We start from the raw sequence: 24,826 nt of genomic DNA on the forward strand, positions 1-24,826 counted from the left end.
TTACCGGATATTTTTACGAAAAGCATTGGGAGTACAATTGTAATTTTTGGAGAAAAGATTTATAAAATGACCTACACTGTTAAAGCCTACGGAATGACATACTTCTGTTATGCTTAATGTAGAATAGCGCAGTAACCGCTCCGCTTCAGAAAGTCGTTTTTTATTAATAAAATGGATAACCGTAACTCCTGTAATTTCTTTAAAGGTATGGCATAAGTGATATTTACTTACAAATAATTTCTCGCAGATGGCATCAAGGGTAATATCCAAGGTATAGTTTTCATTTATGTATCTTATAACATTATAAACCAGCTTTTCCTTTGGAGAAAGCATAGGAGTGGAATTTTCCACTGTTTCATCAGAAGATAAGTCACAGATAGTAGTAAACAGTTCTATTAAAGCACATTGCATTTTAATAGCTTTGTAAGAAGAATTCATAACGGAGGTGTTATAAAGGTGCATAACTGCATCATAAAGTAACTTTTTACTTTTCTCACTTTGCAAAGAAAACTTTTTTTTCGTTAAGAAAAAATCCCTTACTTTATGGGAGAATTCATCGTTTTCTAATATACTTATCTGTTGTAACAATTTAGGGTGAAAAAGTATAAGGATACGGCTTTTTTCGCTGCCGGGCTTATAGACAGTACGATGAAACAGATATGGCTGAATGAATACCATATCATTATTGCTAATGGAGTACACTTTATTATCAATAAAGTAATTCATTTCATTTCCCAGATAATAATATATTTCATAAAAGTCGTGATAATGGTCCCATCTTTTGGAAGTGTTTGAAAAATCATTGGTTCTGTTAACTAACAGATTTTCATCAAAAGTTTTAAAAATATAGGGATCATGCATACTAACACCGCCTTTCATGGAATAAAAGTAACTACTTGTATTATATGTTATTCCAAATATATTGTAAAGAAGTGAAAAGTTTTTAAAAAATTTACCGATGGCTGGTACCTAGCCATAAACCGAAGACACAGTTTTTAAATATTTGACATATTGGTATAAATAAAAAGGCTTATTTATATGACAACAGGTTTAAAAGAAATATATTAAGAAAGGATAGATTGCTAAGATGAACATTAAAATACTAAAAGACTCAATAGAATTAGGACAGGAGGCTGCAAAGTATTCTGCCCATATTATTAACAGAGCCATAACTGAGAAAGGAAAGGCAAGAATTATTCTTTCTACAGGTGCTTCCCAATTTGACACATTAAAAGCACTGATTGAGTCAGACATTGATTGGAGTAAAGTAGAAATGTTTCACTTGGATGAATACATAAATTTACCCATCAGTCATCCGGCAAGTTTTAGAAAGTATTTAAAGGAGCGTTTTATTGATAAAATTAATCTTAAATCGGCTTACCTGGTAAATGGAGAGGGAGATATTAAACAAACCATTGAAGAATTAACAAAAGAAATCAGAAAAGAGCCTATTGATCTGGGACTTATTGGAATAGGAGAAAATGCTCATATTGCATTTAATGATCCACCGGCAGATTTTGGGACAGAAGATGCTTATATTGTAGTAAATCTGGATGAGGCATGCAAACAACAACAGGTTTCTGAAGGCTGGTTCCCATCCGTTAAGGAAGTTCCTGACCAGGCAATTTCCATGTCTGTATATCAAATCATGCAGTGTAAGAATATAGTTTCCAGTGTTCCTTTTAAAGTAAAGGCTAATGCTATTAAAAATATGATGGAGAATCCGGTTAGCCAGCGTATTCCTGCAACCATACTTAAAATGCATAACAGCATGGCACTTTTCCTGGATAAGGATTCCGCATTTTATTTATAGTATTAAATTTACATATTGTGCTGTCACCCAAATATGGGGTATTTCGGCAGAATGGAGATTTCTATGAAGAGAATCTTATTTAAAAATGCCAGTATTATAACAACTACAGGTATTAAGCAGGGAGAACTTTTGACGGCAGGAAGCAAAATTCATAGAGTTGTCTATAACGGTGTTATTGAAGAAACTTATGATGAAATTATAAATGTAGAGGGCAAATACCTTTCTCCTGGGTTTATTGATATCCATACCCATGGAGGAGGCGGATATGATTTTATGGATGGAAGCTTAGATGCTATTTATAACGCTTCTAAGTCACATATGGAGTATGGAACTACATCTATTGTACCTACCACCATTACAGGTACCCACAAATCTTTGCTTGATTTTATAGACTTATTTAATCAAGCAGACCTAAGCAGAGAAAGTTGTCCCAATATTTTAGGATTACACCTGGAAGGTCCGTATTTTTCATATAATCAAAGAGGAGCTCAAGATCCAAGGTATTTAAGAAATCCGGATAAAAAAGAATATTTGGAGGTGTTAGCTAAAACAGACCGAATTATTCGCTGGTCTTTTGCAGTAGAATTAGAAGGCTCAAAAGATTTTCTCGGTGTACTTAGAGAAAACAATATTGTAAGTTCCCTGGCACATTCGGACGCTACTTGCGAAGAAGTATATAAAAGTTTTAAAAACGGACTGGGGGCATTAACTCATTTTTATTCTGCTATGTCAACGGTAACCAGAAAGAATTCTTACCGGGTGGCAGGGGCTGTGGAAGCCGGTTATCTCCTTGATGATTTATATGTGGAAGTGATTGCAGACGGGAAGCATTTGCCCAAAGAATTACTTCAGTTAATTTATAAGGTGAAAGGCCCGGATAAAATATGTCTTGTTACAGATTCTATGCGGGCGGCAGGTATGCCTGACGGCATCTATGTCTTAGGCAATAAGGATATTGGATTGGAGGTAATTGTGGAGGATGAAGTAGCAAAACTACCGGACAGAAGTTCCTTTGCAGGCAGTGTGGCAACTGCAGACAGGCTTGTACGGACCTTTTACAGATTAACGGAGGCCCCTTTATATCAGGTTGTGAAGATGATGACTTTTAACCCGGCAAGGCTCCTTAAGATAGATTCATCCAAGGGGTCTATTGAAGAAGGCAAAGATGCAGATTTGATTATTTTTGATGAGAATATTCTGGTTGATTTTGTTATGGTAAAAGGAAGGATTAATAAAAATCAGATGAAATAGATATTTAATAATTATCTTGCAACTCATATAGCAAATTCATTGTTTTTTGAGGGTATGGACAGTCACTAACATAATCACCTAAAAAGATGAAGTGTATAATTCCTCTATGTAAAGCATGTTCAATACATGTATTTAAGGCAGTATAGTTACTGTGTATATCACTTAAAATAGCTATGTTCATTTTATTCCTCTTTATAATGTTATGGTTTTTAAAATTAAAAACAGTCCCTTTTTATTATATATAACGTAAAAGACCTTCAAGAGTATATTATTGTAATTTATACGAATTAACCTATTCATATAATAATACTATACTCTTGAAGGTCCTTTTACTATTTTCAAGGGAAAGCACCAATTAAAGCTTAGTTACATTTGCCGCTTGAGGTCCCTTTTCGCCGTTTACTATTTCAAATTGAACTTCTTGTCCTTCTTCTAAGGCTTTGAAGCCATCCATATTAAGTGCGGAAAAGTGAACGAATACGTCATTGCCTTCTTCGTCAGTAATGAAACCAAAACCTTTTTTTGCATTAAACCACTTGACTGTACCCTTTTTCATATAACCCTCCTAAAAGCATAAGAATATTCTATCGATACAAAAATATAACGATACAATTAATTTATCACATAGAAAGAAAAATGTCAAATTATTCTTAAAATAGAAAAAATTACACATATAAAGGTGTTGATTAAGCTATAATTCAAAAGTTTTTTAATCTATTTTTTAACTGATACTAAAATGATTTTAATTGAGTATGTATATATTAGTACTATCAAAATCTTTTCCAGTATTGTATAATAAATACAAAATACAAATCTTTACCATGTAAAACATAGAAGTTTTTAATACATGTCCTGAAAAGTAAGGAGGAAGTTCTTTTGTTAACGGTATTTCAAGTTTGTTTTTTTGTGGGAATAGGACTTATGTTATTATCTCTAATATTCGGTAACATCTTTGAAGTAATAGGTATTGACGGCCTGGACTTGGATTTTGATATTGGACTTAGTCTTTTTATTCCTATCAGCCCAATTTTGCTGATATTTTTTATAACTGTTTATGGAGGAGTAGGATGGCTTATATGGAATGCCTTTCCTGCTTTGGAGGTTATTTTTATTATTTTGTTGGCCTTTGCTGCCGGAATAGTATTGTCCACCTTAATGAATCTGTTTGTCATCAGACCCTTAAAGAAAGCGCAGAATACCAGTACCCCTGATTCAGAGGATCTTGTAGGTCTTCGGGCTAAGGTTACGGAAACAATATTGGAAAACGGGTTTGGAGAAATATCCTATGTGATAAACGGAAACAGTTATACATCCCCTGCCAAAGGTATACACGGAGAGGCATTTAAAGCAGGGCAGGAAGTGGTAATCTGCTGGATAACAGATTATATATTTTATGTGTCTCTTTTTGATATTTAGTGTAGGTTTTTTGAACCTGCATGAAATATAAATAATTTTTAAGGAGGATACAGTATGGAAGCAATTTTTATAGCAGGAATTGCTATTGGGGTCATCTTGCTTTTTATCATTTTAATCACCACTATGTGGAAAAGGGTTCCCCAAGACAAAGCACTTGTTGTAACCGGTTTAAAGAAAAGGGTTATATCCGGCGGAGGCGGATTTGTTGTACCTTTACTGGAGCGTACCGATAAAATCTCTTTGGAAAACATGAAGATTGAGGTAAGAACAGAAAGTGCAATGACAGAACAAGGTGTTGACATACGTGCAGATGGTGTAGCAGTTATAAAAGTTAAGAGCGATAAAGAAAGTATTTTAAACGCCATTGAGCAGTTTAATACAGGCAGAGAGCAGCAAACCATCGACATTATTAAAGATACTTCCAAAGACGTACTGGAAGGAAAACTTCGTGAAATCATTTCCAAAATGACAGTAGAAGAGATTTATAAGGACAGAGAAAAATTTGCTTCACAGGTTCAAGAGGTTGCAGCAGTTGGACTGGCAACTATGGGATTGGAATTAAAAGCATTTACCATCCGTGATATATCCGATAAAAACGGATACTTGGAAGCACTGGGTAAACCAAGAATTGCAGAAGTTAAGAGAGATGCAGCAGTAGCAGAGGCAGAAGCAAGAAGGGAGACACAGGTTAAAACCTCTGAGTCAGAAAGACTGGGAGCAGAAGCCAAGATTTTAGCAGACACCCATGTTGCAGAAGCCAGTAAAGAAAAAGAATTAAAAGTCCAGGCCTATCGTGAAGAACAGGAAACAGCAAAGGCTAGAGCAGACTTGGCTTATGAGATTGAGAAAAATAAAGTAGCCAAAGAAGTAACGGAAACAGCCATGTTAGTTGAGCTAACCAGGAAGGAAAAAGAAAGTGAGATTCAGGATAAAGAAGCTGTCAGACGTGAAAAAGAACTTCTTGCCACTGTAAATAAGCAAGCAGATGCAGATGCCTATAGAATCGGTAAAGAAGCAGATGCGAGAAAATATTCAGAATTAAAAGAAGCAGAAGCATACAGTATGGCTATTAAGGTAAAAGCAGAGGCAGAAGCAGAAGCCATTCGTATAAAAGGTGAAGCAGAGGCTGCGGCTATACGTGCCAAAGGTATGGCGGAAGCGGAAACCATGGAAAAGAAAGCAGAAGCATACAAATTATATAACAATGCAGCGGTTACTCAGATGATTGTTGAAAAACTTCCTGAAATTGCAGCTTCAGTTGCCGAACCATTAACAAAAACTGAAAAAATTGTTATTATTGATAATGGAAATGGTTCAGATTCCCAAGGTGCTGCAAAGGTATCCGGGTATGTTACAGAAATTATCAGCCAGTTACCGGAAACAATAGAAGCTATGACAGGATTTAACTTTATGGAGGCATTAAAATCTAAGGTATCCAAGGAAAAAGAGACAGAGGATATGAAAGAGAATAATGCAGAAGTTGTTTCTGAAGCAGAAGGTACAGAAGTAGTTAAAACAGAAGTATTTAATGAAATAGAATAACTTATAAAAAATGTCATTCTAAGAGAAAAAATTCTCAAAGAATGACATTTTTAATTCTTTTTATTATCTTATTTGTTTACTAACTATTATAATATTACTTTTCACTAAGCTTACTAACAAGCTGATTTTATTAGCCTTGTTTATTCTTTTTTATCTGCTTTTTTACTTTCTTTGGTCTCATTTTGACTTTTACTATCTTGACTTGTTTGTTCACTAGTTTCTTCTTCTGTTACAGTAACTTTGCACATATCATATTTTCCATTGTCAATGGATGCAAAAATATAGGTTACACCTGCTGATTTCGCTGTAATACGTCCCCCTACACTAACGGTTGCGATGGAAGTATCATTACTGGAGAATTTAGCTTCTTCTACTGTATTATTGGGTTTTAAAATAACGGTTAATGTAGTATTACGTCCAACAGATAATGTGATTTCTGACTTAGTTAATTTAACGCTAAGTGCAGGTGGTCCCACAGTAACTTCACATTCTAATGTTGTGACGGTTTTAAAACCATCTTTTACAGTAACAGTAATCGTCGCATCACCAAAATCAACACCTGTAATGACTCCATCTCCATCTACTTTTGCAATGGAATCAGAACTGGATTTAAAAGTTACTTTGTGATTGTCAGCTATATTATATACTTTTAATGCATAAGTACGTTCTTTTATAATAGATACTTTCTTAACATTAAGTTTAATGTCGCTTTGCTCCGCCTGTGTGTCTGAAGCTCTTGCAACTATAATATTACCGGCAACCGGAATAGGAACGAATATAGTGAAGAATAAAAACAAGCCCAGTACAATGAAACACTTTTTTAATAAGTTATTTCTCATGGCTGTATCCTCTCCAATATGAAATATTCAGTTATTTAAAATATTTCATTCATTCTGATTCTATGATAAAATCATAGAAATCTTTCAACTATACAGTGATTATATATTCAATTTTTGTCAGAATGATGGCAAATCTTAAAAAAATCGTAAGAATTTAATAGAGGTTAAAAACATAATTTACCCTTGTTTTTGAACATGGACTTACGATATAATGATTACCATAGGTTTAATTGGAGAAAAGGTTTTATAATACAAATTATAATCTGCCTTTTCTTTTTGAATTGCATAAAAGCAATTAGAAAGCATTATACGGAATGCTTGCTGAATAAATATAGAAGTATACATTCAATGTATAAAGTAATAATAAGGAGGATTGTGCTATGCAATATATACTTATAGCAGATGATAATCATGATATTACCGATGTATTATCTACTTATACGAAAAAGGAAGGATATGAACCGGTGGTTGCTTATGATGGAGAAGAAGCGCTACGGTTATTTGAACATTATAATCCGGCGGCGGTACTTTTAGATGTTATGATGCCAAAGGAAGACGGATATGAAGTTTGCAGAAAGATTAGGGCTAAATCCAATGTTCCGGTTATTTTAATTACAGCCAGAGGCGAAGATTTTGAACGAATTATGGGTTTGGACATTGGTGCAGATGATTATATAGTAAAACCTTTCAGCCCAAGTGAAGTTATGGCCAGAATCAGAGCAGTTTTAAGAAGAATGACCAGAACAGAAAAGGATATAAAGTCCGGTAATACCATAACAATAAGCAATTTGATAATTAATCTGGATGAGTATACATTACATATCGGAGGAAAAAAGGTATCCCTTACAAAGAAAGAAATAGAGACTATGTGGACCCTTGCTAAGAATCCGAATAAAGTATTCACAAGAGATAACTTATTAGACAGCCTGTGGGGATTTGACTATTTTGGAGACAGCAGAACAGTTGATTCCCATATTAAACGTTTAAGAGCAAAGCTGGATAAGGTAGACCATCCGAATTGGGAGATCAAGACAATCTGGGGAGTAGGATACAAATTCGAAGTGGAAGAATAAAGCCTGTGAATATGAGGAAAAAGTAAATATGCAAAAAATGAATAAGGTAAAAGCAAAGAATAGGCTTTTTGTGAAAGTGTACTTCAATTATGCTGTTATGCTGACCGTTTTTGCAGTTTTAATCGGTATTATTTTTATGAAATTATATGAAACCAATACCATGAATGATTATAAAGATAAACTGGAAAAACAGGCAAAAAGTATTTCCCGACGTTTGCAGCAGGCCATCATTAATGATGAAGAGGAAAGCTATCTGGAATATCTTGTAATACTTGGTGAGCTTGATGATGAGGAGCCGGATGTCTGGACAATATCCAATCCAAATGCTGTAAAGCCCATGGATAAAAGTCTTGAGAATGTAGTAATGGATAATATTGACCTGCCGGAAGATGCCAGAGAAGTTATTGGAGGTGTATTCCTTCAGAATCAGCCCATGTCCCGGAATGGTTATTATGAACAATTTGGCGGTGTTTCAGTGATTGTAGGGGAACCCATTCGCGTCAATGGCGAAGTAGTGGGAGCTGTTATGCTGGTTTCTCAGATAGAAGGACAGAATAGAATAATTAAAGATAGTATGTCTTTAATTATTCTTAGTATTTTAGTGGCATTATTTATATCTTTTATTATAGCTATAGTATTTGCCAAAGGGTTATCCAATCCCATATCGAAAATGCGTATTACAGCTTTAGAATTGGCAAATGGAAAATACCAAAGTAAAACTGACATTAATAGACAGGATGAAATTGGTGATTTAGCAAGATCCATTGATATTCTGGCAGATGAACTGGCGGAAAATGAGATAGAAAGGCAAAACAGGGATCAAATGCGTATAGATTTCTTTGCAAATGTATCCCATGAACTTCGTACGCCCATTACTGTTATTCGTGCATATACGGAAACTTTAGTGGACGGTGTAGTGACCGATCCGGAGAAAATAGCTCAGTATTATGACAGAATGTTAAAAGAATGCAAGGGCATGGAACGTCTGGTAGGGGATTTATTATTGCTTTCTAAAATGCAAAATCCAGATTTTATAATAGAAAAAGAGCCTGTAAATGTGGTTCAGATATTCGATAATTTAATAAGAAGTATCTCCGCCATTAGCAGTGAAAAGAATATTACCGTTGAAATGAATCGTGACCGGACTTGTTATATGATGATGGGTGATTACGATCGATTGAGACAGATGTTTCTTATTATTTTGGATAATGCCATTAAATTTACGCCGGAAAATTCTTCTATACACATAAATTTATCAATACAGGATAAACTAAGAGTATCCATTCGGGATGAAGGAATTGGTATACCGGAAGATGATTTAAAGAGTATTTTTAATAAGTTCTATAAATCAAAACTAAAGCAAAATGAAAAAGGCTCTGGACTTGGTCTTGCTATAGCCAGACAAATAGCCATAAAGCATGATGGAGTCATTGAAGTTTACAGTGAAGTGGGAGTAGGAACAGAGTTTGTGTTCTATTTTCAATGTTTAGAAGATTATGTCGGAAGACTTGATATCTAATATATGATATGTCTTTCGAGGAATGGATAAGTATTTAGTTTATTGAAATTAAGGAAATAGAGAAAATGGCTTGTTTTGTCTCAAATTATTGCATTTAGACATGTTCTGTATTGTACATTTTTTGACATAAATACTTGAACATTTCATCTAAATAAGATATAATAAATACAAAGATAAGGTTCCTGGAATGTTCGACACTCTCGTTATTTTGAACCTACATGATATAAAATGGGACTCCTACATCTATAAGATTATGTCAGGCCACCGTTTGCAGTGGAAGACAGAGGCTTATATGCGGAAACCCACCTAGCTTTGCTAGGAGTCAAAATACGAGAAACGGCGTTTCGGGTTCATTAACCAAAGAGAAAGGGCAGCATTAGCTGCCTTTTTTAGAATTCAAAATCTGAAAGGCATTGGTGCTGATATGAAAGATGGATTTATTAAGGTTGCAGCCGCTACCCCTAAGATTCAGGTAGCAGGATGTAATTTCAATGGAGACAGAATAAAGGAAATAATTGATATTGCAGAAGAGAATCAGGTAAAAGTCTTGGTTTTCCCTGAATTATGTATCACAGGTTATACCTGCGGTGATTTATTTTTACAGGATACTCTACTTAACAGTGCAAAAGAACAGCTTATGAATATTGTGGATTACACTAAAGGCTTGGATGTACTTGCAGCTGTAGGGCTTCCAATATGTAAAGAGGGTAAGCTGTATAATGTGGCGGCAGTGATACAGAATGGAGAATTGCTAGGCTTGATTTCAAAGAAAAATCTGCCCAACTATTCTGAATTCTATGAAGCAAGACATTTTAATCCGGGTAATAGTAACCCTGAATATATAAAAGTAAGAGATAAAGAGGTACCCTTTGGAACCAATATATTGTTCCGCTGCAAGAACCTGCCTGCTCTTACTATCGGTGTTGAAATATGTGAAGATTTATGGGTGGCTGCTCCTCCAAGTGTAGGACATGCTTTGGCAGGTGCAAGTTTAATTCTTAATTTATCTGCCAGTGATGAGACTACCGGTAAGGATATTTACAGGCGTGATTTGGTGAAAAATCAGTCAGCCAGATTAGTCTGCGGATATATTTATGCGGATGCAGGAGAAGGAGAATCCACTACGGATTTGGTATTTGCAGGGCATAACTTAATTGCCGAGAATGGCACTGTATTAAGTGAGTCAAAACGATTCGAAAATCAATTTATAACATCAGAAATAGATATTCAAAGGTTAATGAATGAACGCCGCAGAATGTCTACCTTTATACCAAAGGGTCAACAGGAACATGTTGTAGTGGAGTTTCAGTTTACGAAAATCATGGAACTTTCGGAAACTTATTTAACAAGATATATTAATAAATCCCCATTTGTACCAAGTATAAAGGCTGACAGAGACAGACGATGTGAGGAAATCAGTAATATTCAGGCATATGGATTGAAGAAAAGGCTGGAGCATACCGGCCTAAAATCGGCTGTTATCGGATTGTCCGGAGGTCTTGATTCTACCCTGGCTTTGCTTATTGTTTGTAAAGCTTTTGATTTGCTGGAATTAGACCGAAAGGGCATCATAGCAGTAACCATGCCTTGTTTTGGAACAACGGACAGAACTTACCAAAATGCCTTGTTACTGTCAAAGTACCTTGGAACTACCTTAAAGGAAATTCCTATTAAAGAGGCAGTAACCCTCCATTTTAGAGATATTGGCCACGACAGCAAAGTTCACGATATAACCTATGAGAATGCTCAGGCAAGGGAACGAACTCAGATACTTATGGATATTTCCAATCAATATAATGGTTTAGTTATCGGAACCGGTGATATGTCAGAGCTTGCACTTGGCTGGGCTACCTATAACGGAGACCATATGTCCATGTATGGTGTAAATGCCTCTGTGCCGAAAACCTTAGTACGGTATCTGGTATCCTATTTTGCAGAAACAGCAAATGCTGTAAAAGAAGAATCCTTAAAAGAAGTACTTTTGGATATACTAGATACGCCGGTAAGTCCTGAATTATTACCACCGGTAGATGGAAAAATATCACAAAAAACAGAGGATTTGGTTGGGCCTTATGAACTTCATGACTTTTTCATGTATTATATATTACGTTTTGGCTTTACACCATCAAAGATATTCAGACTGGCAGTTGCTGCCTTTCAAGACGAATATGAGAAAGAGATTATATATAAATGGCTTACAACCTTTTACCGCCGCTTCTTTTCACAACAATTTAAACGTTCCTGTTTACCGGATGGACCTAAAGTTGGTTCTGTAGCTCTATCACCAAGAGGTGACCTTCGTATGCCAAGCGATGCCAGTGCAGCCTTATGGCTGGAGGACTTACAAAAGATAAATTTAAAATAGGGTTGTCCACTATAAAACTGCCATTCTGAGCGTAAATTCAGCATAGATGAATTAAGCGAAGAATCTCCTTATTAGGTAAGATTCTTCGAATATAGAATTCAGCCATGCTGAATTTACGCTCAGAATGACAGTTATTTTTTATAACGGCTTATTATATGTCAAAAAATATTTGTTATGTATTATTTATCCGGGGTAACCTTTTCCGCTTTGGCTATGGTTGCTTTTACTGCATCAAGAAGTAATTGCTGGGTATATTTATGATTCTCAGAAATAGTAATGGAATCAAGGCTAACACCATCTTCTAACTGTTCAGTAATGTCATCTAAAGCAGGTTCTATCAATGGATACATAGCAGTAACAGCTTCGTCAATGTTTACAACACGCACGGAATTGATGTGATCTTCATCCAGTACAACTTCTATATTAAGTGATGTATCGTTTATAAGAATTGATGAAGACCATACGCCTGGTGTATATTTGGGAGTTGCCATGGTGGGTGCGGAATCATCCTTCTTATTCAGGAACATTATAATAAGTAAAAGAATCAGAAGAATACCCAGCCCAGCAAATATTGCCGTATATATAATTTCTTTTAAGTGAATTACGAAAATCTTCGTTCTTGACATATGATGCACCATGCCTTTCTGGTATAAGTTCAGTTATGCTTTATATATCTTATTAATGAAAAAGAAAAATTATGATTACTTTTTCTACGGTAATTCAAATGAAAACATATTAAATTAATACTAAGTTTTTATCCAAGATAAAAAAGAGATACTACACTATGAAAGGGTAGAATCTCTTTATAAAACATAATAGAATAAATCTTAAGGAGTTAAGCGGCAGACAATAGTTTGTCAGAACTTCAGGTCAAGATAAATTTTTTAGTTTCTTTAAACTATAGAACAATAAAAAACCTGAAGTTGATGCAGAAATAAGATCAGCGATAGGCTCAGAATAGAAAACCCCCATAACTCCAAAAAAGTTAGGTAATATAATTGCCATTGGAATTAAAAGGATTACCTTACGTAAAAGAGCGATAAACAAGGATTTCCCTGCTTGTCCCGTTCCTACAAAGAACATCTGAGATGTCATTTGTACGCCAAATAACCACATACCACCCATAAATATTGGAAGAATCTTAGCTACTAAGTTTAGTAAATCTGCTTCTGAAGTAAAGATCCTTGCAAATAGATGAGGGAAAAAGAATACCAATACATAATATCCTGCGGTAGCACCAACCGTGATTTTTAAGGATAATTTCATAGTTTCTTTTAAACGGTCATATTTCCCGGCCCCATAGTTGTAACTGACAATTGGTTGTGTTCCTTGTATAAGTCCTTGGATTGGAATGGTTAATAATTGCATGACGCTTTGCATAATGGTCATGGTTCCAACATATATATCACCACCATATTTTAATAAACCGTTATTAAATACAATTAATATAGCAGATTCGGTAACCTGCATAGTAAAAGAAGAAACCCCCAGAGAGAGTGTCTTTATTGCATATTGAGCATTTAATTTCAGATATTTAAATCTAATACGAATGATGGACTTATTGGACACTAAAAATGCCACAACAAAAGCAGCGCTTAAAGCTTGTGAAAATACCGTGGCTATGGCAGCCCCCCTAACTCCCATATTAAATCCATAGATTAAGATGGGGTCTAAAATAATGTTAGTTATTGCTCCGATTAAGACGGAAAACATGGCAATCTTGGTTTTACCCTGGCAAGTGATAAACAGGTTCAGGCCTAATGCGAACTGTACAAATAGGGTGCCCAATAAATAGATAGTGGTATATTCATTAGCATAGGGAAAAGTAACATCACTTGCACCAAAGAGATAAAGCAAAGGTTCTTTAAATATAAATACACCTATAGTTAAGGCTATGGATAGGATGATTAATATAACGGTTCCGGTACCTAATATTTTTTCTGCTTCCTCTTTATCATTTTTACCTAAGGCAATAGCAGCTAAAGGTGCACCCCCTCCGCCTACAAACATACTAAATGCTGATACAATTAGTATCAAAGGTGCACTGACTCCTAGACCCGTTAAAGCATTTGCCCCAACTTCAGGAATATGTCCAACATACATACGGTCAACAATATTGTATAAAACGTTAATTACCTGGGCAATGATGGTTGGAAGAGACAAGCGCAGCATTAGTTTGCTGATCTTTTCAGTACCCATGTTTGAATTTTGTTCCAAAACTATTTCAATCCTTTCACTTTAAAATATTTTGTTTCATCTTTTCTAAGGTTTCTTGAAAGGCGAGAAACTCTTCTTGTGATATATTATCTGTTAATTTCTTCATAAAATCGCTTCGTAAAGTTCTAAGGGTAGAAGCAATTTCTTCGCCTTTTTCAGTAAGCTTTAAATGGGTGAAACGTTTATCCCCCTGATCAGGTTCTTTTCTTATGTAACCTTGATCTACCAAAGAGTCTGCGGAACGGGTTAACAGTGACTTTGAAGCACCGGTTTCTTTTACAAAATCAATAGCAGTATCTGCTTTGTTATTAGCAAGGAAAAGCATTAAATTCATTTCATTCGGTGAAAAAGAAGAATTTTTCATGAATTCTTGAATAAATTGCTGATATGTTTTTGTAATATAAGAAAAATGAATGAGTGTATTGATATTTTCTTTCATAAGAACCTCCTTCCGAATAAAAAACATTATACAATAAATTAGTTCAAAAGTAAACTAATATTTAATTACCTTACAAAGAAGTGATTGACATCGACTTAGGTAATAATGTATTATGTTGTAAATAGGAATTTATGGCATTTGTTGAAAGTGAAAAGGTGATTGTATGGAAGATATTATTGTATTAAATATAAAGTATAAGTTTGGAGATACGGAAGAAATAATTTATCCGGTTATTTTAAAAGACAATAAAGAGATGATACTGGTGGACTGCGGATATACAGGGTTCCTGCCTGTTATAGAAGATGCCATGAAAGAAAAAGGTTTGGATTGTAACCAACTGACCAAGATATGTATAACTCATCAGGACCATGACCATATGGGTTCTTTGGCAGATTTTAAACTAAAATATCCCAATATCAAAATTGTTGCAAGTAAGATCGAAGCTCCTTATATTACGGGGGAAAAGAAAAACTTGAGGTTAGAACAGGCAGAGGCAATGCAAAGTACCTTAAGCGAAGAGGAAAAAGCATTTGGAGAAGCATTTTGTGAAATGTTAAGAGCGGTAAAACCGGTTAAGGTGGATATTCTTGTACAGGACGGTGAAATTATGGATTGGTGTGGAGGGTGTGAAATCGTTGAAACTCCCGGGCATACGCCGGGTCACATTTCTTTATATATAAAGAATCAAAAGACGATGGTAACTGGCGATGCCGCTGTTTTAGAGGATGACCGGTTAGTTATAGCCAATCCGCAATTTACTTTAGACTTGGATAGTGCCAATACTTCATTTGTAAAACTAATGAAGTATGATGTGGAAACATTTATTTGCTATCATGGTGGTATTTTAAAAAGTTTTAAAAACAGTAGTTTACTATAAAATTAGTACGATTTTAAACCGATGTTTTATGTATTTATTACGGGGGCGCTATATGGCTATTCCAGAAATTAAAGTTAATATATCAGATATAGAATTCAATACTCAATCAATTGCGGAATTATTATATCATGGTTTTTCAGAGAATAATAAGACTTTGCCATTTAAAGATAGGGTATTTCGCGCATTTCCTCAATTAGCTTTAACTATAAATAATCAAATGACTAATGAGGAGATTTATAGTGCAGTTAAGGATGATGTACAAGGAGTATGAGAATAATGCTGATGAAATAGAAAAGAGAAAAGCTGAACTTTTAAGGAAATTTGAAGTGTTTCCATCTGTTATTATTCCTAAAATGTTAGATTTGTTTGAGGTTGAATGGCCAAAAGGATATCAGGATATTACATGCTACTTAGGACTATATGCAGTTTTTCCAAGAAATGTACTTACCAAAGAGTATTGGATACATTATAAGACAGCGGAAGATGTTATTATACGAGCATCCATACATGAGATAAATCATTTCATATTATTTGAAAAGTGGAAAGCAATGCATGGATATACGCTGCAAGAACAGCCTTCCTATCCGGATGTATTGTGGTACTTAGAAGAAATGGCTGTTGACCCCACTTTGAATACAAAGGAGATGCAGGAAGCTGCACCGTATCCACAAAAAGCGTATCAGATTTTTTATGATAACACTTTAAATGATATTCCAATAGAGGAGTATATTATTAAGTTGTTTGAAGAACGAAAAAATATGGCTGATTTTTTAGATAGGGCATACAAGTTTATTGAGGATAATCATAAAGATATCATTACTAAATGTGGATAGAAATAGTTTATAGTGATGAACTTTATAATTACAAAGTATTATGATTTATTAAATATACATAATCTATCTATATGCAGAACAAAGCGGAGCACTCCATCGGATGTTCATAGTCTGAAAGATGTAGGTGCCAATATTGTGAATTGCAAAGTCTACTGGAAGTAATATAAAAACGGGTGGTGATTAATATGCTATACATAGTATTCTTTATAATTGCATTAGCCAGTATGATAATATTGTTGTATTTTAATGTTAATATTATTATGTCATTCCTTATTACTTTTATTATCTTAATGGTAATGAACTATATCGTAGGTTATATTATTAGTAAGAAGCGTAGAAAAGCTTTGGACTCTGATTGTGACCCGGAACGGTATTTAAAAATGCTGGATAACCATGGGAAGAGACATAATAACAAACCAATAATCGTAAGTTATCTTGCTGTTAATCGTGCTGCCGGTCATATGCTATTGGGTGATTATCAAACTGCAAAAGAATACTTGGAAGGGATAGACCACTCATATTTATCTGAGAAAAATGGTTCATTACTGGCATATACAATTAATCTTATCCTATGCTATTACGAGTTGGGCGAAATAGAAAAAGCCGAAATATTATATGAAACCAGCTTGGTACGACTTTGTCCTTTTGGAAGTAGACTAAAAAAATGTTGGAGAGCATGAAAAAATAAAAAATAAGAAGCCTATATCTTTAGCTACTAAGTTAATCAAGATATAGGCTTTATTATATGTAAGTACTTCTGAAAGGAAATCATATGTAGTTGTTATTCCTATAAAAAAATGTTAGTATAATCGTAATAAGAAGAAAGAAATTTGACAATTTATTAGTAAACATTACTTATGATATAAGTTTGCATAAACTTAAAAGTACAACGTAAGGAGGCAAAGAAGATGTCATTGCAGCTGATTCTAGGAAGCTCCGGAGCAGGAAAATCCTATCAATTATATAAAGAAGTAATATCAAAATCCATGGATAATCCGGACACCAATTATCTGGTTATCGTACCGGAACAGTTTACGCTGCAGACGCAGAAAGATATTGTTTCCATGCACCCAAACCGCGGTACTATGAATATAGATATTTTAAGTTTCCTCCGTCTGGCATACCGAATATTTGACGAAGTAGGAGGAAATGATGTACCGGTTCTCGAGGACACCGGTAAAAGTATGGTCCTTCGTAAGATTGTTGCCAACAAGAAAAAAGAATTAGAACTATTCAATCATGACGTTCAAAAGCAGGGTTTTATTGATGAATTAAAATCGCTGATTTCTGAAATTTATCAGTACAGCATTGGAGTAGAGCAGCTTCAGGAAATGGAGGAGTTAGCCAAGAACAAACCAATGCTTCGGGCAAAACTCCATGATATTGTTATTATTTATAATGGCTTTAAAGAGTATATGAATGAGAAGTACATAACAGCGGAAGAAATTCTAGATGTCTTATGTAATGTGATAGATCAGTCACAGATAATAGCAAATAGTATTATCTGTTTGGATGGATTTACAGGATTTACTCCGGCTCAGTACAAACTATTAACCATTTTAATGAAGAAAGCTAAAAAGGTTCTCATTACGGTAACGATTGATCCAAGAGAAGATATCCGTAGAGTTGATGAGGAGTTTAAGCTGTTTCATTTAAGTAAGAAAACAATTAAGAGATTAATGGATATGGCAAAGGAGGAAGAGATTGAAGTAGATAAACCAATCTATGGGGAAGAACTGTCCTCTAAGATACCCTACCGTTATCTGAATTGTCCTCCTTTAGCTGCCTTAGAGCGAAATATTTTCAGATATCCTAATGTAAGTTATGATAAGGAACAGGACAGCATTCGTATTCATGCAGCCCGTGACGGTAAGAAAGAGATAGGGTATGTTATCCGTGAAATCAAACATTTAATCAGAACTGAGGATTACCGGTATCAGGATATTGCCCTAATTACCGGAGATATTGCAGGCTATGGAAGGATTGCAGAGCAGGAATTTGAAAAGGCGGGCATTCCTTGTTTTATAGACAGGAAAAAAGATATTTTATCTAATCCGTTTGTGGAATTTATCCGTTCCGTATTAGATATTGCAAAGAATGATTTTGACTATGAAAGTGTATTCCGTTATCTAAGGTGCGGAATGGGAAGTATAGACCGGGAAGAGGCAGATATTCTCGAAAATTACGTAATTGCTCTGGGGATTCGTGGAAGAAAGCGTTGGAATACCCAGTGGACAAGAACTTATCGCGGGCAAAAAGAAGGGGAACTAAACCGGATCAATGAATTAAGGAAACAGCTTTGTGAGGAGCTTATGCCTCTTTATGAAGTGCTGTCCGACCGTAGTAAGAATGTGACGGAATATACGACTGCTCTTTATGAATTTGGTGTAAAAATGGATGCAGTAGGTAAGCTTGAAAGTTACAGAGTGTATTTTGAGGAACAGAATATGTTGTCGACTGCAAAGGAATACCAACAAATCTATGGTATTGTTATAGAGTTATATGAAAAGTTAGTAGAACTGTTAGGGGAAGAGACGTTATCTTTAAAGGAATATACGGAAGTCTTAGAGGCTGGCTTAGCAGAAGCAAAGGTGGGCCTGATTCCCCCAGGGCTTGACCAGGTAGTGATAGGTGACATAGAGCGTACCAGATTAAAAGATATTAAAGCTTTGTTTTTTGTAGGTGTTAATGATGGTATTATTCCAAAAAGTAATACAGGGGGAGGAATACTTTCTGATTTAGAAAGAGAAATGCTTGCAGAGCACGAAATTGAAATGGCTCCTACTAAGAGACAGGCTGCATATACGGAACAATTTTATTTATATCTGAACATGACCAAACCTCAGGAGAAATTGTATGTTACCTTTAGTAAAGTAAGTGAAGATGGCAAGGCATTAAGGCCTTCTTACCTGATAGGGGTGCTCCAGAAGTTATTTTCCAAACTCACCATTGACGAAGATGAGGAATCAGAAGAATTAGAACAGATCATAAGTAATGATAGAGGGCTGGATTATTTAATTGATGGATTAAGGCGGTTTCCTTATGAAGATGTATCCGATACCTGGAAGGAATTATTCCGTTATTATAATTCCAGGGAGGAGTATCAGCAAACCATACATAATCTGATAGATGCAGTATTTTATGTAAATACGGACATGGGATTATCCAAGCGGATTGCAAAGGAACTATACGGAAGCAATCTTATGGGCAGTGTTACCAGATTTGAGCAGTTTGCAGCATGTGCATTTGCCCATTACATTAGTTTTGGATTAGAACTAAGGGAAAGGCAGGAATACCGTCTGGCTGTACCGGATATGGGGAATATTTTTCATAATGCCATTGAAGGCTTTTCCAGAAAATTATCTGCCAGTGAATATAACTGGCACACCATTCCTGATGATATCAGAGATGCCTGGAGTGAAGAATGTGTACGTGAAGCAGCAGAAGGATATGGCAATGCCATCTTAACCAGTTCGAAACGTCTGGAGTATATCATTAAGAGAGTGGAACGTATTACCAAGCGGACTCTTTGGGCATTGTGCCAACAGATAAAAAAAGGTGATTTTGAACCGGCTGCTTTTGAATTGTTTTTCTCAGACCGAAACCAATTAAATAGTTTAACCTTAGATTTATCAGGGGAAGAACGGATCCGATTACAGGGAAGAATTGACCGTCTGGATATTTATGAAGAAAAGGACAAGCTCATGGTTAAGGTAATTGACTATAAGTCCGGTAATACCACATTTGACCTTTTATCCGTTTACTATGGCTTACAATTACAGTTGGCAATTTATCTGAATGCCGCCATGGAATTATTGGAAAGGGAGAATCCGGATAAAGAAGTTATCCCCGGAGCCATTCTTTATTATAATATTGATGATCCTATTGTTGAAAAAAGCGACTATGTAGAGGCAAGTATATTGAAAGAGCTTAAGATGAACGGGATTGTAAACAGCAATACAGAAGTGGTGAAACATTTGGATCATAGTTTTAAGTCCGAAGACGGTGGAATTATGCCATCGGTGAAATCGGATACTATTCCAGTAGAATCAAATAAAGAGGGTTTATTTACAAAACGCTCCAGCGTGGCAGAATTAGCACAATTAAAAAGTATGGAGGATTTTGTGAAGGAAACTGTATCCCGATTTGGACGAAAGATTTTAGACGGTGATACGGGAATTAAGCCGTACCGGATGGGAAAACGTACTGCTTGTGATTATTGTCCTTATAATAGTATATGCGGTTTTGATATTAGAATCGAAGGTAATAGTTACCGTAATCTGCATTCCCTATCCAAGGAGGATATATGGGAGGAAATGGTAGAAAGGAGGGACAAGAATGGCGGAAATGAAGTGGACAGAGGAACAGAAGAAAGTAATTGATCTTAGAAACCGTAATATATTAGTTTCTGCTGCGGCTGGCTCCGGTAAGACGGCTGTGTTAGTAGAACGTATTATATCCATGATTTCTGAAGGAGACCATCCTGTGGATATAGACAGGCTGTTAATAGTTACCTTTACCAATAAAGCAGCCGCAGAAATGCGTGAAAGAATCGGAAAAGCCATTGATAATAAAATCAAAGAAATGCCTGAGAATTCGCATTTGCAAAAACAGATGACCTTAATTCACAGTGCACAGATCACTACCATTCATAGTTTCTGTCTGAATGTTATACGAAATCATTTTAATACCATAGATTTGGATCCTTCCTTTCGAATTGCAGATGAAGCAGAACTTACTTTGTTAAAATCCGATGTTCTTGGGGAATTATTAGAGAATTACTATGAGGAAGGAGGGGAAGACTTCCTGGATTTTATAGAAAGTTTTTCAGCAGGAAAATCCGATGATGAAATCGAAGAATTGGTTTTAAAATTATATCATTTCTCCATGAGTTATCCTTGGCCTGATGAGTGGTTGGAGGAGAAGAAGAGCACATTTAACCTTAGTTCCGTAGAAGATATGAAAAAATCTGACTGGATGAAGGCATTGCTCCATAATATCAATTCCATGGTAAAGGATATGCTGGAAAGATGCAGGGAAGCTTTAAATATATGTAATGAGAGCGATGGCCCAAGGGCTTATACTACTGCACTGCAAAGTGATATGGAATTATTGGAGGCATTAATAAAGCTTGAAGATTATGAGGAATGTGGTGCTGCTCTTTCAGACTTTAAATTTGCAAGGCTTTCCGGTAAAAAGGAAGAAGGGGTAAGTGATGAAAAGAAGAGTCAGGTAAAGTCCATCAGGGATGACATTAAGAAGGTAATCAATGACCTGAAAAAGAATTATTACTTTCAGTCCCCGGAGGAAATGCTTGCAGACCTTCAGGCAATGAGCCGGCAGGTAGAAGTATTAATTAATTTGACCAAGGATTTTGCGGCTGCATTTGCTGATAAAAAATCAGATAAGAACTTGGTGGATTTTAATGACCTGGAACATTTTGCACTGAATATACTGGTTCATAAGGAAAATGGCATAGAAAAACCATCTCTTGCAGCAGATGAGTTAAGTGAATATTATGAAGAGATATTAATTGATGAGTATCAGGATAGTAACTTCGTTCAGGAAAAGATTCTAAACAGTATTTCAAAAGAACGGATTGGAAGACCGAATCTATTTATGGTTGGTGATGTAAAGCAGAGTATCTATAAATTTAGGCTGGCTAGGCCGGAATTATTTATGGAAAAGTATATGGAATATAGCACAGAAGATAATCTCTATCAACGAATTGACCTTCATAAGAACTTCCGAAGCAGAGAAGTGGTTTTAAACAGCATAAATTTCCTGTTTGAGCAGATTATGACGAAGAAACTGGGTAACATTGAATATGATGATAAGGTAGCTTTGTATCCGGGAGCTGATTTTGGAACGGAAGAAAAGGGAATTCCAAAGGATACTGAGCTTATGCTGGTAAAAATAGAACCAAATGAAGAAAAGGAGGATGAAGAAGGAAATTTTGCAATTCCTTCTGCGGATGAAGAGGCCAGTGAAGAGGAAGAGGAATATACTGCAAAGGAAATTGAAGCAAAAGCCATTGCCAGACGGATTAAAGAGTTAATCAATCCGGAAACAGGAATGGTTATCAAGGATGGTAATACATTTCGTCCTGCACAGTATAGGGATATTGTTATATTACTCAGAACCATGAGCAACTGGTCGGAAGTCTTTGCAGATACCTTAGGAGCAGAGGATATTCCTGCTCACACAGATACGGGATCAGGGTATTTTTCTACCACAGAGATACGTACTATTTTAAATCTATTGAAAATTATAGATAATCCAAGACAGGATATACCTTTTACCTCCGTTCTCCGTTCACCTGTGGTTGGATTAAACAGCAATGAATTAGCAGAGATACGAATACCTCACAGGGAAAAATCTATGTATGAAGCCGTAGTAGATTATGTAAAGGATCATACCATCATAGAAGATATGGATGAAGACATGCCATCTAATGCTGTAGAAGCGGATAATGTAAAAAAACAGGAAGAAGAAAGTTGTATTATACATAAAAATGAAGTAATAGAATCTAAAATAGAACATATGGGCAGTTCTAAATGTATTGTACAAAGTAATCTAAGAGAAAATCAATTAAGAAATGATAAATCGGAAGATAATGAATTGGACAGTGAGGAAAAGAATGGGGGTTATCTAAGAAAAAGTAATTTATTAAATGATAAAAATATTGATAAAAACCAGATTAGTTCAGATTTAACAGGCGGTATAGCTGATGTTAAAGAAAGTCTGAAACAATTACATGGGAATCAAGTCGACAGCCAATTATCTAGCTATACTGACAATCAAGCTGACGACAAAATTTATTATAATGACCACATTAGAACCGAAAATCGATATGATAATTATTCCAATAATCAAACTGGCAACCTATCTTACAATGAACAACATAAAGATGATAACCATGATAAAGAAAAAATTTTAGCAGATAAATTAAGAAACTTCCTTCATCAGCTGGATAAGTTCCGTAATATGGTTTGTTTCTTATCCATTCATCAGCTTATTTTAAAAGTACTGGATGATACCGGTTATTATCATTTTGCAGCTGCAATGCCGGGAGGAGAAAAGCGGAAAGCCAATATAGATATGTTGGTTCAAAGGGCGGTTCAATTTGAAAACACCAGCTATTCCGGATTATTTCATTTTGTCCGGTATATTGAAAAACTTCATAAATATGATATTGATTTTGGAGAAGCCACCATTGCAGGAGAGAATGATAATACGGTTAAGATTATGAGTATTCACAAAAGTAAGGGTCTGGAGTTTCCGGTTGTTTTTGTGGCAGGTACAGGAAAGGTCTTTAATAACCAGGATTCCAGGGGTAAGTTACTAATTCATCCTGACTTAGGTTTAGGACCGGATTATGTGAATCATAAACTCAGAATAAAAGCACCTACATTAGTGAAGAAAGTGATACAGAAGGAACTGGTGCTGGAAAACTTAGGAGAAGAACTGAGAGTTCTATATGTTGCACTTACCAGAGCCAAGGAAAAATTAATCATCACCGGTGGTGTGAAAAAGTTAGAAGATAAGCTGAAGAAGTGGAGTTCCATTTGTAAGCAGAAAGAAAAGCAGCTTTTATTTTATCAGCTAAGTACGGCAGGTAACTATCTTGACTGGATTGTTCCAGCTGCCATGCGGTATAAAGGATTTGAAGACATACTAAAAGACTATGGGGTCTTTCAGGATAAAAGTAATCCATTATATAATGCCAACATAGAAATAATAGTAAAGGAAGTTACTTATGAGGAATTAGCCAGGGAAGAATTGGGAGAACAAATCTTTAAAAAGGTGAATAAAGACCAACTCCTACACTGGAATAACCATCTGATTTATAACGAGAGCATATGGAATGAAATTCAGTCATTGATGGAGTATCAATACCCTTATGAGGCGGAAACCAACATTCATACGAAACTTACCGTATCAGAATTAAAGCGCCTTGGGCAAATGGAAGCAGAGGAACTGGGAATGCCGTTAAAAGGAATAGAACGGTCTATGGATGAGGTACAGGTACCGGTTCCAAACTTTATTAAGCAGTCAGAAAAGCCCACCAAAGCCGGAATTGGTACAATCTATCACAGTGTATTAGAAAACATGAATCTTTTAGAAACTTATACTTTGGAAGATGTGGAAAGATGCCTTTCCAGGCTGGTTCTTGCAGGTAAAATCAGTGAAAAAGAGCTGGAATTATTAGATAAAGATAAGCTATGTACATTTGTAGAAAGTAATACGGCAGAGAGAATGCGAAATGCCATGAAGGATGGAAGACTTTATAAAGAACGTCAATTTGTTATGGGTATAAAAGCAAATGAGATCAATAAAAGTTTCCACAGTGAAGAATTAATACTAGTCCAAGGTGTTATTGATGTGTATTTTAAAGAAGGAGACCAGTGGATTTTATTAGATTATAAAACAGATGATGTGGATAAAGAACATGGGGAAGAAATATTAAGAAAAAGATATAAGGTTCAAATGGATTATTATCAGAAAGCCTTAGAACAACTCACCGGAATATGCGTTGGTGAGAGAATGATATATTCCTTTGCATTGGGGAAGGGAATCAGAACCACCTAACAAAAGTTTACTCATAAAGGTATGAAATAAATATAACAAGGCTACACTTT

At 35.4% G+C, this 24,826-nt stretch carries 20 protein-coding genes and 1 other RNA gene; 14 read left to right on the top strand and 7 right to left on the bottom strand.

Translation table 11 applies throughout. The features are described from left to right. A complete protein-coding gene (locus BM183_RS05905; RefSeq protein ID WP_170847904.1) occupies window positions 1-861 on the bottom strand; it encodes a helix-turn-helix domain-containing protein in 861 nt (286 codons plus the stop codon). Window positions 862-1,087: 226 nt separating this feature from the next. On the opposite strand from BM183_RS05905, the gene BM183_RS05910 reads away from it, so the two are divergent. Both BM183_RS05910 and nagA read left to right on the top strand, forming a co-directional pair. Then, window positions 1,088-1,813 carry a glucosamine-6-phosphate deaminase gene (locus tag BM183_RS05910; RefSeq protein WP_091685237.1) on the top strand — a complete coding sequence of 242 codons (726 nt, stop codon included), beginning with the start codon at window positions 1,088-1,090 and terminating at the stop codon, window positions 1,811-1,813. Window positions 1,814-1,876: 63 nt separating this feature from the next. Then, window positions 1,877-3,064: an N-acetylglucosamine-6-phosphate deacetylase gene (gene nagA, locus BM183_RS05915; protein ID WP_091685238.1), complete on the top strand. Its 1,188-nt coding sequence runs from the start codon at window positions 1,877-1,879 to the stop codon at window positions 3,062-3,064. 4 nt (window positions 3,065-3,068) lie between these two features. On the opposite strand, the gene BM183_RS21465 is transcribed toward nagA, so the two are convergent. Together BM183_RS21465 and BM183_RS05925 are read right to left on the bottom strand one after the other, a co-directional pair. Continuing rightward, complete coding sequence (locus tag BM183_RS21465) at window positions 3,069-3,245, bottom strand: metallophosphoesterase (protein ID WP_091685240.1); 177 nt, start codon at window positions 3,243-3,245, stop codon at window positions 3,069-3,071. Between the two features lie 174 nt (window positions 3,246-3,419). Further along, window positions 3,420-3,620, bottom strand: a complete 201-nt coding sequence (locus BM183_RS05925) for a cold-shock protein (RefSeq protein WP_091685243.1) — start codon at window positions 3,618-3,620, stop codon at window positions 3,420-3,422. A gap of 320 nt (window positions 3,621-3,940) precedes the next feature. Between BM183_RS05925 and BM183_RS05930 the strand changes: the two genes are divergently transcribed. Both BM183_RS05930 and BM183_RS05935 read left to right on the top strand, forming a co-directional pair. After that, window positions 3,941-4,480 (top strand): NfeD family protein, encoded by a 540-nt coding sequence (locus BM183_RS05930; protein ID WP_091685245.1) that lies wholly within the window; start codon window positions 3,941-3,943, stop codon window positions 4,478-4,480. Between the two features lie 54 nt (window positions 4,481-4,534). Then, entirely contained in the window at window positions 4,535-6,022 is a 1,488-nt protein-coding gene (locus tag BM183_RS05935; protein WP_091685247.1) for a flotillin family protein, read from the top strand. A gap of 140 nt (window positions 6,023-6,162) precedes the next feature. Here BM183_RS05935 and BM183_RS05940 read toward each other — a convergent pair whose 3' ends face one another. Continuing rightward, window positions 6,163-6,861: an Ig-like domain-containing protein gene (locus BM183_RS05940; RefSeq protein ID WP_091685249.1), complete on the bottom strand. Its 699-nt coding sequence runs from the start codon at window positions 6,859-6,861 to the stop codon at window positions 6,163-6,165. A gap of 380 nt (window positions 6,862-7,241) precedes the next feature. Between BM183_RS05940 and BM183_RS05945 the strand changes: the two genes are divergently transcribed. The 4 genes from BM183_RS05945 (at window position 7,242) to BM183_RS05960 (ending at window position 11,818) form a co-directional block, all read left to right on the top strand. Next, entirely contained in the window at window positions 7,242-7,934 is a 693-nt protein-coding gene (locus tag BM183_RS05945; protein WP_091685251.1) for a response regulator transcription factor, read from the top strand. 28 nt (window positions 7,935-7,962) lie between these two features. Then, window positions 7,963-9,453: a sensor histidine kinase gene (locus BM183_RS05950; RefSeq protein WP_091685253.1), complete on the top strand. Its 1,491-nt coding sequence runs from the start codon at window positions 7,963-7,965 to the stop codon at window positions 9,451-9,453. A gap of 176 nt (window positions 9,454-9,629) precedes the next feature. Continuing rightward, window positions 9,630-9,808, top strand: a non-coding RNA gene (gene ssrS / locus BM183_RS05955) — 6S RNA. 69 nt (window positions 9,809-9,877) lie between these two features. Continuing rightward, window positions 9,878-11,818: an NAD(+) synthase gene (locus tag BM183_RS05960; protein WP_091685317.1), complete on the top strand. Its 1,941-nt coding sequence runs from the start codon at window positions 9,878-9,880 to the stop codon at window positions 11,816-11,818. Between the two features lie 179 nt (window positions 11,819-11,997). Here the strand turns inward: BM183_RS05960 and BM183_RS05965 are convergent, their stop codons facing one another. The 3 genes from BM183_RS05965 to BM183_RS05975 form a co-directional block, all read right to left on the bottom strand. After that, entirely contained in the window at window positions 11,998-12,444 is a 447-nt protein-coding gene (locus BM183_RS05965) for a hypothetical protein (protein ID WP_091685255.1), read from the bottom strand. A 244-nt stretch (window positions 12,445-12,688) separates the two neighbouring features. Further along, the gene (locus tag BM183_RS05970; RefSeq protein WP_242960875.1) at window positions 12,689-14,035 is read right to left on the bottom strand and encodes an MATE family efflux transporter; all 1,347 of its coding nucleotides are present in this window, start codon (window positions 14,033-14,035) and stop codon (window positions 12,689-12,691) included. 16 nt (window positions 14,036-14,051) lie between these two features. After that, window positions 14,052-14,474: a MarR family winged helix-turn-helix transcriptional regulator gene (locus BM183_RS05975; RefSeq protein WP_170847905.1), complete on the bottom strand. Its 423-nt coding sequence runs from the start codon at window positions 14,472-14,474 to the stop codon at window positions 14,052-14,054. A gap of 163 nt (window positions 14,475-14,637) precedes the next feature. On the opposite strand from BM183_RS05975, the gene BM183_RS05980 reads away from it, so the two are divergent. The 6 genes from BM183_RS05980 to BM183_RS06005 all read left to right on the top strand — a co-directional run bounded on the left by BM183_RS05980 (window position 14,638) and on the right by BM183_RS06005 (window position 24,776). Further along, window positions 14,638-15,351 (top strand): MBL fold metallo-hydrolase, encoded by a 714-nt coding sequence (locus tag BM183_RS05980; protein WP_091685260.1) that lies wholly within the window; start codon window positions 14,638-14,640, stop codon window positions 15,349-15,351. A gap of 52 nt (window positions 15,352-15,403) precedes the next feature. After that, window positions 15,404-15,622, top strand: coding sequence for a hypothetical protein (locus BM183_RS05985; RefSeq protein ID WP_091685261.1), 219 nt, complete (start codon window positions 15,404-15,406; stop codon window positions 15,620-15,622). Next, window positions 15,591-16,184, top strand: coding sequence for a hypothetical protein (locus BM183_RS05990; RefSeq protein WP_139221486.1), 594 nt, complete (start codon window positions 15,591-15,593; stop codon window positions 16,182-16,184). The genes BM183_RS05985 and BM183_RS05990 overlap by 32 nt, the downstream gene beginning before the upstream one ends. A 185-nt stretch (window positions 16,185-16,369) precedes the next feature. Beyond that, complete coding sequence (locus BM183_RS05995) at window positions 16,370-16,864, top strand: tetratricopeptide repeat protein (protein WP_091685265.1); 495 nt, start codon at window positions 16,370-16,372, stop codon at window positions 16,862-16,864. A gap of 228 nt (window positions 16,865-17,092) precedes the next feature. Then, window positions 17,093-20,566 (top strand): helicase-exonuclease AddAB subunit AddB, encoded by a 3,474-nt coding sequence (gene addB / locus BM183_RS06000; protein WP_091685266.1) that lies wholly within the window; start codon window positions 17,093-17,095, stop codon window positions 20,564-20,566. Continuing rightward, window positions 20,523-24,776: a UvrD-helicase domain-containing protein gene (locus tag BM183_RS06005; RefSeq protein WP_091685268.1), complete on the top strand. Its 4,254-nt coding sequence runs from the start codon at window positions 20,523-20,525 to the stop codon at window positions 24,774-24,776. Before addB ends, BM183_RS06005 begins: the two co-directional genes overlap by 44 nt. The last annotated feature ends 50 nt before the right edge of the window (window positions 24,777-24,826 follow it).

It is taken from the genome of Anaerocolumna aminovalerica, from assembly GCF_900115365.1.
Lineage (GTDB): Bacteria > Bacillota > Clostridia > Lachnospirales > Lachnospiraceae > Anaerocolumna > Anaerocolumna aminovalerica.